Origin of the sequence: Sphingobacterium griseoflavum, assembly GCF_014653155.1 — a bacterium.
GTDB classification, from domain to species: Bacteria; Bacteroidota; Bacteroidia; order Sphingobacteriales; family Sphingobacteriaceae; genus Sphingobacterium; species Sphingobacterium griseoflavum.
This window is the reverse complement of sequence record NZ_BNAF01000006.1, coordinates 96,890-110,333: the sequence shown is the minus strand read 5'-3', so window position 1 is coordinate 110,333 and position 13,444 is coordinate 96,890. Positions and strand designations below refer to the sequence as shown.

The 13,444-nt window shown below is 46.2% G+C and carries 7 protein-coding genes; all 7 read right to left on the bottom strand.

Going from position 1 to position 13,444, the window contains the following annotated elements; genetic code table 11:
* Nucleotides 1-7: 7 nt before the first annotated feature.
* The 7 genes from IE165_RS09280 to IE165_RS09250 all read right to left on the bottom strand — a co-directional run bounded on the left by IE165_RS09280 (nt 8) and on the right by IE165_RS09250 (nt 13,319).
* Nucleotides 8-3,103, bottom strand: a complete 3,096-nt coding sequence (locus tag IE165_RS09280; protein ID WP_229826479.1) for a SusC/RagA family TonB-linked outer membrane protein — start codon at nt 3,101-3,103, stop codon at nt 8-10.
* A gap of 209 nt (nt 3,104-3,312) precedes the next feature.
* A complete protein-coding gene (locus tag IE165_RS09275; protein WP_189626339.1) occupies nt 3,313-5,073 on the bottom strand; it encodes a glycoside hydrolase family 43 protein in 1,761 nt (586 codons plus the stop codon).
* A gap of 36 nt (nt 5,074-5,109) precedes the next feature.
* On the bottom strand, nt 5,110-7,149 hold the full coding sequence (locus IE165_RS09270; protein WP_189626338.1) for an alpha-glucuronidase: 2,040 nt from the start codon (nt 7,147-7,149) through the stop codon (nt 5,110-5,112).
* Nucleotides 7,150-7,152: 3 nt separating this feature from the next.
* Nucleotides 7,153-8,118, bottom strand: a complete 966-nt coding sequence (locus IE165_RS09265) for a glycoside hydrolase family 43 protein (RefSeq protein WP_189626337.1) — start codon at nt 8,116-8,118, stop codon at nt 7,153-7,155.
* A gap of 21 nt (nt 8,119-8,139) precedes the next feature.
* Entirely contained in the window at nt 8,140-9,282 is a 1,143-nt protein-coding gene (locus IE165_RS09260; protein WP_189626336.1) for an endo-1,4-beta-xylanase, read from the bottom strand.
* 3 nt (nt 9,283-9,285) lie between these two features.
* Nucleotides 9,286-10,800: an MFS transporter gene (locus IE165_RS09255; protein ID WP_189626335.1), complete on the bottom strand. Its 1,515-nt coding sequence runs from the start codon at nt 10,798-10,800 to the stop codon at nt 9,286-9,288.
* Nucleotides 10,797-13,319 (bottom strand): glycosyl hydrolase 115 family protein, encoded by a 2,523-nt coding sequence (locus IE165_RS09250; RefSeq protein WP_189626334.1) that lies wholly within the window; start codon nt 13,317-13,319, stop codon nt 10,797-10,799. The genes IE165_RS09255 and IE165_RS09250 overlap by 4 nt, the downstream gene beginning before the upstream one ends.
* Nucleotides 13,320-13,444: the final 125 nt, after the last annotated feature.

Below are 13,444 nucleotides of genomic sequence, written 5' to 3'. Positions count from 1 at the left end.
CATTTTTTTAAAAGGTAACATTTAGGCCAACCATATAACTCCGCGCTGTGGGCGTATTACTACCCACTATTAATACCCGCCGCAAACCCGCGACAGCTACATTTTCATCGCCGAAGGAATTTGGCTCAGGGTCGCCGCCCGATTCGCGATGGTAAGGCGAGAACATAACAAACGGATTTTCAACCGTCGCGTAGATCCGGAATCGGTTGACGCCGATACCTGATAACCATTTTTGATTGACATTATAACCCAACGTGATCGTCCGAACTTTTAAATAGGATGCGTCAAAATAGCCTAACGTTGACGCATATTTTGGATTATCCCCAGACTGTATACCTCCGGGCATAGGATATTTGGCACCCGTATTCTCTGGTGTCCAATAATCTACGCTGACATTATTCCCGGCGCGGGTATTTAACGTATTTAGGTAACCTGTTCCACCATATAAGGAGCTGATGAGTGTCCCGCCATTCTGAAAGGCTCCAATAATTCCGATATCAAAGGACTTGTAAGCCACTCGGCTATTGAATCCGCCAAGAAAATTGGGTTGCAAATTAAGGATTTGACGATCTTCAGGTCCTATCTGTCGCGTCGGCACACCTTCGGCATCATACTCGCCGGTATACTTCACCTTTATCATGCCAGGATTTCCTCCGGGCTCGAGTATGTCCAAATATGGATCACCTTCCTGCCAAAGGCCAATTTTTTCATAGTCGAAGATGACGTCTATTGGATACCCCACGAACCATTGGTTACCTTCGTCTCGCGTCCGTCCGGAAGATAGCTCTGTCAGTTTATTCCGGTTCGCATAGATATTGATGCCCGCTTCCCAAGTCCATCCGTTTACATCATCCACCAGTAACCCATTCAACGAAAGCTCTATTCCTTTGTTTTGGGATTTACCCATATTTGCCATATAACTTCGTACGCCATTGGTCGCTGGCAACCCGACGCTTAACAAGATGTCCGTCGTTTTCTGCACGTAATATTCAGCGGTACCGGTCAATCTATTGTTCAAAAATGCGAAATCAACACCGTAGTTATAGGTTTCCGAATACTCCCAACCAAGTTGTGGACTAGGTAGCTCCGAAACTAGGTAACCGGTTGCAAACTGGCTCCCAAAGTTGTAGGGTCTAGTGCCCAACAGGCCCAACGTTTTATAAGGATCGACCGCTTGGTTTGAAGTTTGTCCGTAGCCTACCCGGAGTTTTAATTGATTCACCCATGCGGCAGATTCCATAAACTGTTCATTCCCTAAATTCCAGCCTACCGATAGAGCAGGATAGGTATGCCATTTGTGTCCAGGAGCCAGTCGGGATGAGCCATCACTGCGCATGGTGGCGGTTAGCATATATTTGTTATCATACTGGTACATAAAACGTCCCATCAATGACATTAAACTACTTTTTTGATAGATCTGTAGGTCGGGGTTGACAACAATTTCTCCTTCAGACCGGCCAATGTTATAAAATTGAAAGGCATCTAGCGGAATATCGCGTCCAGAAATAACGGTACTATTGAAGTTGTTCTGTTCAGCAGAGTAAAGGCCGACAATATTAATGTTATGTTTTTCTGCGATAGTCCGGTCATACGAAACCAAATTTTCCATCACCCACTGGAATGTTCTTCCCGCATTTGTCGATGCCGTAGACTGGTTATCTGGCGTCGCACTAAAAACGCCCTGTCCTGTGTAACTTCCGTCATAGCTCTGTCTGAAATTCATGCCTAGATTCATGCGATAGGAAAGCCCGTCAATGCCTGGCACTTTGATCTCGCCATACATGGTATTATAGGAACCCAAAACGCGTGACTGATTTATAAATCGATCACCCAACGCTTCGTAAGAATCACGTGTATGGACCCATTGCTGACCGGAAGTTTGTTGTTGGATGTAGGTTTTAAGCGTGCCATCGGTATTATACGGATTTGCTATCGGAGATGCACCCAATACAGCACCTGCATTCAAGCTGTTTCCATTGGTTACCGAATAGTTTTGGTTGATGTTAAAACCGAATTTAAAAATCTGCCCAACCGCCTGATCCAACGCTGCGCGAACGTTATAGCGATTAAAATTCTGTAACGGAATAACAGCCTCATCTCGGAAATAGCCCGCACCAAAATTGAAGCTACCATTTTCGGTACCGCCATTGACACTTACATCGTGATTGGTCACCATGCCCGTTTTGTAAAATAAGTCCTGCCAGTCGGTGTCGGTTTCGTCGGACTCGTCCAACGTATTCTGAAATTGGCCGACGAAACGACGCATTTCCGCAAATTCAGGACCTGACATCATGGGGTATTTCGAAAAAGGCGTACGGAGACCTTGAAACGCATTGTAATCGACACGAGCAGCTTGACCTGCGCGGCCTTTGTTGGTGGTTACCAAGATAACGCCGTTTGCGCCACGTGAACCATAGATTGCCGTCGACGAAGCATCTTTCAGAACGTCGACACTTTTTATATCTGTCGGGTTGATATCGGCCAGCGATCCGGCGAAAGGAATGCCGTCCAAGACAATCAATGGATCATTGCTCGCCGTCAGCGATCGCGTGCCGCGAATCCGAATCTGCATCGGTGATCCGGGCTTAGATGAGTTTTGGCTCATATTCACCCCAGCGATACGTCCTTGGAGCGCTCTGCTGATATTGGCAGCTGGCACCTCATTCATTTCTGCGCCGCCAATTGATGCTACGGAACCCGTCACTGCTTCCTTTCGTTGCGTTCCGTATCCAATGACTACAACCTCCTCCATATCAATGTCGTTTGCGTCTAAAAGTACGGTCAAAAATTTCGCATCTCGAACGGCGACCTCCTTCGTCTTATACCCAAGGTTGGAAAATACCAAAATGGATCCCAAGGGTGCTGTAATGGCATATTCTCCCTTCGCATCGGTGGAGGTTGCCGCGCTATTGCCCTTTATGCGGACGGTAACGCCAGAAAGCGGAACATCCCCTCGTGCTGAGACGGCTCCGCGGATTAGTTGATCTTGTGCGTTCACGGTCGTAGGCATCAGTACATAGACGAATGCTATCAAAATGAATGGCAGGATCGCCATCATAGCTGATCGTACAGCCCGGAACAATGTAAAATTCATATTGCTCATCGCTCTTAATTTTTATGAAAAGATGGTTTATAATATTGTACCCTTGCTGAGATAAGGGAACGATTGTTTATGGTATACTGCATATGCTTCTTGTCAAGTCTCTGGTTTCATAAGTCAATGCATTAAAAGGTTTTGTTGATAATTAAACTAGTCAGGATGTAGCTATCGCACCGCTTGCCTCACAATCCCGATAACAATCTTCCTTTAGGCTATAGCTCGGCCTTGTTTGCCACGGTACTGTATATCCCGACGAGAGCCCCCGTAAAACCACCTGCTACATCCGTTGACAAAATATCGCCAGAAACCGTACCCCCAATATTTTGATACGCATCGTCGCCTTGTGCGTAAGCAAACTGGTAATCGTCACCATCGGCAGAGACCCGTAATTTCACAAGCCCTCCTTTCTCAAGTTGATCCTTAGCAATTACCTTCGTATCGCCGTTATCCGTCCGCGTCAAAACGATATAAGTTTTATCATCCGCTGCGGTAAGGCCAAGCATATAATGAAAACGCTCACTTTGCATACATGTCAGACCGGCGAGATCCTGCGAAGCGCGCGGAACAAACCTCATCTCCACTTCCGCTGAAAAGGTACGATGCTGCTGCCTGTAAAACAGTGCTGATATAGGCTTTTTTTCGGTTATATCTACGGAATATGACTTAAACTTCGCTCCGTTTTCGGTTATCTGCACAAAATTTTCCCGAGGTCCGCGAAGCGCCACCCAACGATCATCCAGTTTGCCTGCTGTTAGTCGATCAAAGAAGGTAAAGTTTCCATTTGGAAAGAATGATTCCGTATTTTGTTTATTCTTGACGCCGTTGGGCATACGAATAGCTGGTTTGAGCGGATCCATGCCCCCTTCAAAAGTCGGCCACTTACCGGACCAATCCACAGGTAGGATAAACGTTTCCCGACCCGTATTCACCCGTTGTGCTGTATTAGGCCTTACCGCTAAAAATACACCATACCATTCCCCATTATGCTGCTGTACGAGATCGGCGTGCCCCGCCCATTCCACAGGGTTTGGCCTACCTTTGTCCAGATGGCGCTGGGAAAGAATCGGGTTGTTCGGCGCTGGCGAATAGGGACCACTTACCTGATCACTTATAAATATCACCTCGCTATGGTTAGCACCAGTTCCTCCTTCGGCACACATCAGGTAGTATTTTCCGTTTTTCTTGTAGATATGTGGTGCCTCAATCCAAATAGGTTGCTTACGAATATCAACGCCGCCATTCACGACAATTTTATCGCTACCTGCAACTACCTGATCTTTCGCTAGATCGTATTCCCAAATTTTGATGACCCGGTGTCCCTTATATTGCTCTTCGCCATCATCTGGTGCATCGTTGTGTACAACGTAAGCTTTACCATCCTCATCGAAAAACAACGAGGGGTCAATGCCTCCAAAATTCAGTTTGATGGGATCCGACCAATTTCCTCTTTTTGGATCGTTGGTTTTGACCACCATATTTCCTATGCCAGAAGCGATCTGTGTCGTAATCATATAGAAGGTGTCGTTATGCTTATTGTAACTGATATCTGGTGCATAGATCCCTTCACTAATACCGGCAGTGGCTACTTGGAGTTGTGATTCGCGGTCAAGTACGTGACCTATCTGCGTCCAATTGACTAGATCGTTAGAGTGAAAGATAGGCACGCCGGGAAACATGGCGAACGAGGAATTCACTAAATAATAGTCTTCACCTTTTCGGGTGATACTTGGATCGGGATAGCATCCTTGTAAGATCGGGCTATAGAACGCATCTTGGGAAAGCGGATTTGCGTTGTACACCGTATCATTACCTACGTAGTTAAAATGACTGAAAAGTGGACCATCGCTATCGACGGCAGAGGCCATTTTTGTATGATTATTGCTGCTGCCTTGGCAGGAATAGCATAAGGTAAAGACGAATAGACAAGACCACTTTCCTATTTTATTTCTTAATTTGTCTGTTTTTTCTAGCATAATGTTGATGGAAATTGATGTGTTGAATAGTCTGGATTAATTATGATGGGTCAGTTGAAGCTTGATCTTTTTTAGATCATCCAAGGCATGTATGGGCCTTTCGATATGAAACGGGATCGGCTTTTTACAGAAAGTTTGGAAGTACAAGAGACAGGCATCTTTCCACCACATGGCGTCTTTAGCCTGTATCTTCAACTTGGATTGCACCGCCAGAAAGCGGGGTTGATCAACGTGATGCTCAAGTCTATCCCAACTTTCTTGAAATCTACGTGTCTGCTTTACGCCTCGATCATAATGTTCACATAGTTCCTCCCAAAGCGTCCGACCGCTCCGCATGCGATAATCCCAAGGAACGTGATGAAACCAAAGCAGGAGATTTTCCGGGCATAGCGTTCGATCTCCATAAATTTCAGCTATTGGAGCATGGTATTGGCCGGCAGCATCGCTACCGGTATCGGTTCTATTAAAACCAATGCCGATACTGTCTGCATTATGATAGTACCAAGGCATCCAGTCGGCTCGGCCGCCCTTACGGTCTCCCCAAGGCTCGGGACCATAATGATGGTCGAAAGCAAAGATATGATGTAGGCCCAATGGCATCATGTAGTTGACTACAGCCTCGCGGGAGGGCATCATGATCTCTTTGGTCGACCGGATGAACGTTTCATCTGTATGGAACGTCAGTTTGATCCATTCCTCCGCGATCTGTTCGGATGATAGCTCGTGTCGCCAGGCAAGTCGGCCAAAGGCATACCAATTGGCCTGCGCGAAATCATGTCCGGTCCAGTTACGGTCTTCGCCAATGTTAGCGACGGCAGCGATGGCACTAACCCGTTTTGGGTGCCATGTGCCGTCCGTGACCTTGGCGACGGTTGAGCCTGCTCCACGCCCGTATGTATCGCTGTCTAGGGTTTCTTTGAATAACGGTGCTAGATAAGCGAGATGATTGGAAAATCCGAGGTACTCTTGCGTAATCTGAAATTCGACCATCTGTGATGTATGCTGCATAGCGCCAAACAGCGGATTAAAGGGTTCGCGAGGCTGAAAGTCGATAGGACCGTTTTTGATCTGTACAATAACATTGTCCCGAAACGCCTTATCAAGTGGTACGAACTCCAAATAGGCTTGTTTCGCGCGGTCTTCGGACGTTGGGCTGTACACAAAGGCACGCCACATCACTATGCCTCCGAATGGTTTTAGTGCATCAGCCAACATATTCGCTCCCTCGGCATGGGTACGTCCATAATCTTGGGGGCCCGGTTGCCCTTCAGAATTTGCCTTCACAAGAAAACCACCAAAATCTGGCACGAGTTTATACACTTCCTTCACCTTTTTTTTCCACCAGTCTTGCACCTCTAGCCTAGAGGGATCAGCATCCTTCAGTCCATCCAAAATCACCGGCGATGAAAAATTGACGGAAAGGTATACGCGGATTCCGTATGGGCGAAAAATGTCGGCCAGAGCCCTCACCTTTTCTAAATAAGCCGTATTTAAAATGTATGGCGAGGCATTCACGTTATTTAGCACGGTGGCATTGATCCCAATCGACGCATTAGCACGCGCATATTCGGTATAACGAGGCGAAATTTTGTCTGGGAGTTCTGTCCATTTCCACAAAGATCGTCCAGCATAGCCACGCTCGATCGAGCCATCAAGATTATCCCAATGATTCAGTATCCTGATATCATAGCTGGGTATCTCTTCGATTGGTAATGGATCAATTTCGCCAACTGTCTCCTGCAATCGCAGAAGATGATAGGCCGCGTACAGCAACCCTACGGGTCTTGCTGCTGTAACCCGAATAGCACCAGCGGAAAAACTAATACGGTAACCTTCTTTCAGCTTCGCTTCTTTTTGATCCACGTTCAATTGGATAGACGTGCCCCTCCAGTAAGTGTTCAGCTCATGCTGTGCCAATAGCGCGGTTTCGTGCTTTTGATTTACTTGAACGGTGCGCCTTTGTGCGACCACATCGCTTACCGGATCATAACGAAGCCATAGCCTGCTACCATCTTCCGACCTAGCGGAAAAGGGCCATACATATAGAAAAAAAACAAAAAGCTGTATTCGAAACATAGGCTATTGTCCCTCAATAGTTTTAATACGTCCTTGCTCGTCATAACTTAACTCCACCATTTTCATGCTGCGTAACCATGTTTTACCGCCAGATGGCACCGAATCATGGTAGAAAAGATACCACGTACCGTTGTACTCGACGATGCTGTGATGGGTAGTCCAGCCCACAACGGGAGTCAGCACAACGCCTTGATAGGTAAATGGTCCGTAAGGACTCTCTCCAATGGCATACGCGATCTGATGCGTATCTCCTGTAGAATACGAAAAATAGTATTTGTCCTGATATTTATGCATCCACGAAGCCTCAAAAAACCGCCGTTCTGTATCGCCCTGCTTCAGTGGTTCGCCCTGCTCGTCCACGATCAGCAGATCCTGAGGCTCTTCAGCAAACTGCAGCATGTCTTTGCCCAGGCGCGCTACTTTTGGTGTCAGTGCAGGCTCATGGAAATGTGGAAGTAAACCAGAGGGATACAGCTTGTTATTGCGATAAGACTGCAATTGTCCACCCCAGATGCCACCAAAATACAAATAGTAACGACCGTCGGAATCTTGAAATGCACAAGGGTCTATGCTATAACTACCTCGAATAGGATCATCCTGGGGAACAAATGGACCATAAGGCGTGTTGCTTACGGCTACCCCAAGGCGGAAGATATCGGTTTGATCTTTTAAGGAAAAATACATGTAATACTTTCCATCGCAGTGTGCGACGTCTGAATCCCATAATTGCCGACCTGCCCAGGGAATATCTTCCAGCGCAAGCACGCTGCCGTGATCGGTCACTTTACCGCCCACCTCTTCTAGCGAGAACACATGGTAATCCCGCATATCGAAATGGTCGCCGTCGTCGTTTTCGGGTTTACCACTTTCTCGATCATGAGATGGATAAATATATAGCTTGTCTTCAAAAACGTGCGCCGATGGATCGGCCATAAAATCTGCTGGGAATAAGTAATGAGAATTGCTCATATCATTTGGATCGTTATACAGTCATTTATTTTTGGCTAAAGTCACTAATTCACTGACGAAGGGCTTAGGCTCGTACGCCCTGTCAAATAACAGCGGGTAGTCCGTGCGTCCTCGGATTGGAAAACCATTTTTCCAGGAATCCGCATCGCTGATGCCCCACATGGTGACCCGTGTAATCTTATCTTGGTGTTTCAGGTACAGTTTAAAAAACTCGGTGTATCGATCTCCCAGTGCTTGCATTGCTGAGTCTGGCAAACCTTTCGTATAAGGGTTGAGAGCCTCGCGATATGCGTAGGTTTCACTGATTTCAGCACCCATATTCGGTCTAGCGTGCGGCAACACCGAAATGTCCATCTCGGTAACCATCACCTTGGTGCCCAAACCGGCAAAGGTTAGTATCGTCTGTTCTACCTCTTCTAAGGGAGGGTTATCTAACCCATGGTGTTCCTGCATACCAATCGCATGCACCCGACCGCCTTGATCCAAGACCTGTTTGACCATACGCGCGATACCATTTCGCTTGGTAGGGTTTGCCGTGGAATAATCATTGTAGTACAGTTCGGCATTGGGATCTGCCGCGTGTGCAAACTCGAAGGCGAGACGAACAAAATCCTCCCCAATGATTTCATAGAATTTGCTTTTACGCCATTCACCGTTATCAAGCACGGCCTCATTGACCACGTCCCATCCATGGATCCGACCTTTATATCTAGACACCACGGTTGTTATGTGCTGTTTCATGCGGTCGATCAGCACCTCGCGCGACACCTGTTGTCCATCTTTATCGACAAAAAACCAAGATGGTGTCTGGGAATGCCAGATCAGCGTATGGCCGACGATATGCATATTGTTCTTCTCGCCTAGTGCAACAAAGGCATCCGCGTCATCAAAGAAAAATTCACCTTCCTTCGGTTGCAAGTACATACTTTTCATACAATTTTCTGCAACGATAGAATTGAAATGACGTTCCAGCACCTCCAACGCTTTCGGATTCCGACCCTTAATCTGCGTGAGATTGAGGGCGGTGCCGATGAAAAATTTATCGGAATAAGCTTCTTTCAGCGAATGATCTGCCCCTGCTTGACGATACGGTGGTTTCGTCGCCATACAGCCTATAGCAAGGACTGCCGCAGCTAGGAGTGCTAATGTTTTAGATAGATTCATATATTAATTTTCATTTAAGCGTGTTTTGGCAGTTGTTTCGGATGAGCGGCGCAGCATCAATTCGACTTGTATATCTTCGTTGAACTTCTTCGATATCGGGTAAAAAAGGAGGGCTAGTACTCCTACTAAAAACGTTGTAGCAGGCACTAAACTTGCAACTAGCCGAATGCCGTAAAGGCTTGTTTCACTTTGGGGCACATTGGGTAAAAAACCAAAGGCATCGATGAGGCCGCCACATAAAGCACCCCCAATGCCCAGTCCTGCTTTAAGCGCAAAAACAATTCCTGCGAACACAAAACCGGTTGCACGACGGCCGTTTTTCCATTCGGAATAGTCGGCAACGTCGCCCATCATCGCCCATAACAAAGGTATGGTCGGGGCATAGGCCAGGCTTTTTAAAATATTTACGGTAAAAATCCAGTCGATTCGGTGGGCAGGAATAAAGAAAAATAGCGCGGTAAATAATGCGGTGAGTGCTAAACAAATAATGAAAACCTTTTTTTTACCGAATAGTCCTGCTAAAAATTGAGAAAGGGCAACAACAGCGACCAGTGTTACCAACTGTCCGATCATGTTGAACAAGCTGAATCCTACAGCAAACACCTGTTCTTCTCGGTACACAATGAGACCAAACGCGTCCAAAAGCTTTTGCCAGCTCCCTTCCGTGGTATTTAAGGAACTCGTCAATCCAATTTTAGACAATAGGTCGAAAAGTGCACCTTTATCCACGTAGTAGTTAAAATAGTAAGACATGGCACTGCCCCACATGGCAAGTGTAACAAAGAGAAATAAAGTGAGGACAAACATCGATCGCCAAGGCAGGCAGGATACGATATCCTTAAAATCTTGCTTTACCGATGGCTTTTGGCCGGGTGGCGGCGCTATTCGTTCGCGAGCGGACAAGAAAGCAATCATAAGTAGGACCAAACCAACTGTAGCGTAAAGCGTAATAGTCCAAAACCAACCTTTTTCAGCATTTCCTTGTCCAAATTTGCTAACCAACGGTAAGGTTAACCCTTGAACGACAAACGTGGCTATAGTTGCCGTTACAAATCTAATCGATGATATACTGGTTCGCTCGCGAATATCGCTGCTCATTACACCGCCTAATGATGCGTAGGGTGTATTATTGAACGAATACATAGCCATTAATATCGTATAGCTTATACCGGCATACCATATCTTCGCTTTTTCATTGATGTCGGGTGTGGTAAATGATAGCACGAAAAAAACGGAAAATGGAAGGGAGGTCCACAGAATCCATGGCCGATATTTACCCCATTTTGTTTGGGTACGGTCGGCCAGTATGCCGGCTAACGGATCGATAAATGCATCCGATAACCGGACAACCAGCAAGATCATACCAGCAGCAGTCGCTTTTATACCGAAGACATCGGTATAAAAGAAGAGCTGAAACATCATCATCATCTGAAAAACGAGGTTGGCAGCGCCGTCTCCAAGACTGTATCCTACTTTTTCTGCGAAAGATACTTTTTGTGTGCTCTTTGTTGTTATCATGGTTTAGCTGGGTTCAATAAGGTATCTTTTTGTTTGCTTTCCGGCGGGCCTAAATAAGAGGGTTTGCGTCCGCCCATGTCCAATATGATCTTTTGGATCACAATTCCCTGTTCTAGCGGACGGATCCTAACGCTGTACTCGCCGGCTTGCGAAAATTGATGTGTGCTCTGATTTTCTATAATTCTTCTTGCTTGCCATTGTCCGAGCTCTCCCCGGTAGTGTCCGTTAATGTTGATAACCTGCTCCGCTCCCCCATTTATCGATACAGCATAGCGGAGACCTTGGTTGGCATTATAGTTTAGCGTTGGCGATGTCAATACCATAAGTTTACCCTCTCCTATGGTTGATATGGCCATTTTATACTCGAGATAAGTATCATCACCAAGCTTATGGGTAACCGGCATGGTAGTTACTGCAGAATGGGTTTTCCCTAGATTCGGAATCTCTGTCCATACGATACCGTTGGACGTTTTCGCATCATGGAAATTCATGGCTTCGATAGCTACCACTCCGTCTTTTTCTATGAAAATCTTGTCACGCGTGTGCAGGGTACTATCTACGTAATGTATCTTTGGCATAATGCTTCGAGCGGGATCGTTCCAGCTCGTATAGCCAATGCGAACTTGATCCATCATATGTTTCCATTTACCACCGGCAATGCGATTGTTGAAGTGATCTGTCAGTAAAGAATCGCGACCAAATGCTAATTTTACTTGATCTGCCCAGTAGTTGGCACGCAGGTCTTTTTGTTGGTAATACCAATCATTTTTTGCTTTTGCTAGGTACATTTCGTACAAATTCGCACATGCGTTTATCGGAAAAAGAACCAATTGGTCGTAAGCATCGCGCTGTGCATCCGGGAGCATGTTATACAGGCGCATCGCGTCCAGTAGGAGGTCTTTATAAGCATCCACCACCTGTTGAAACTCGTTGTAATGGTTGAGGCTAAATGTTCTGTGATCAAGCAATTCAGGCGTAACGCGATGGTTATATTTCGTATATAAATCCAAAAGCCGGGCAATCTCGTGCGCATGCGCTTTTCCAAATTGTTGTTCGGCCCAATCTTTCGTATAGGATAATAGATTTGTTGCATGAAAGCGATCGGGATCCCAAGCCATGTCCAAGAAGAAAGAGATGGGAAATTCCATCGGTTTTAAGTCGCCGACGTTGACTACCCATATGCGATTTACCCCATGTCTGTAGGTCAGGTTCATCTGCTCCCAAACACGTTGTATTTGACTGACATTTACCCACTTCGAATTACGTGGTGCGCCGACGTAATCGAAATGGTAATACATACCATAGCCGCCTTTTCTTGGTTTTGCATCCAGCGCGGGCAGCTTACGGACGTTACCCCAGTTGTCGTCGCAAAATAAAAGCGTAACATCCTCAGGAACGCGCATACCTTTATCGTAGTAGTCTTGCACCTCTTTATAAAGCGCCCATACCTGTGGTTTTTGCTCTGCTTTTTTTCCGGTAACCTCTGCAATAATTTTTCTCTGATCTTTAACAATCTGTTGCAATAGCTTTACATCTTGTTCTTCGCTCATCGGCTCGTCGCCATCGCCCCGCATAGCAAGGGTCACGACTGTCTCCCAGTTTTTAGTTCGCTCCATACCCCCTCGCCAAAAGGATCTTAGGCCATCCGAATTATTCGTGTAGTCCCAGCTCCCGCCGTTGCCATGACGTTTCCATTCCTGCTGCGCCCGCGCCATGGGCTCATGATGAGAGGTACTTATTACAATGCCCATCTCATCGGCTAACGCACCATTCGCGGGATCATCGTCATAAAATGCACTACCCCACATAGCGGGCCATAAAAAATTGGCTTTCAGCCGCAACAGCAACTCAAACACCTTTTCGTAAAACTGACTATTGAAGCCGCCGAAAGTTGCTTTACTCCAGCCTGATAAGGCCGGAGCTTCGTCGTTAAGAAAAATACCACGATAACGGACTTTCGGCTCACCAGCCGTATAGATGCCAGGATTGAAATAGAGGTTAGCCTGTTTTATGACAGGCACATCGGCCCAGTAATACCATGGCGATATTCCCATCTGTCTGGAAAGCTCATATATCCCATAGATGGTACCTCGCTTGTCGCTTCCTGCAATGACAATCGCTGAAGCAATACCTTCGCCAGGTTCAGCAACATGTTGAATAATAAACTTTTCGGTAGCCCCAAATAATTCTCCACCATCAATCTTCTTCAATGCTATCAATTTGTCTATATACGCTGACGATCCCAGCGTACCTATTATAATACGATGCGGTGCATGTACATCGCCCGGCGAGGCGCCCAAACGGCTAAAATCTTCCTGCAATGTCTTTATCGCCCGCAACACTCCCTGATGGTCGTGAGAATCAAACAGAACGGCAGTCGCTACACTATTGCTAACAAGCGGAATGTCTCCCTCCTTTGGCTGGATGTTTATAAAGTTTGGAGTCGCCGTATGCTGCGCCCCGGAATGGATGCACATAAATAATAGTACAATAGCATACATCCATTTGTTTCTTATCATTCGTCGGAATTTTATAGGTTTACCTTTACTTCAGTTTATAATAGATTCAGAACCCAATTAGATGTATCCAAAATCTAGGATAAAAGTAGTGGTATTGCTTCCCACAGAATGCTACAAATGTTTTT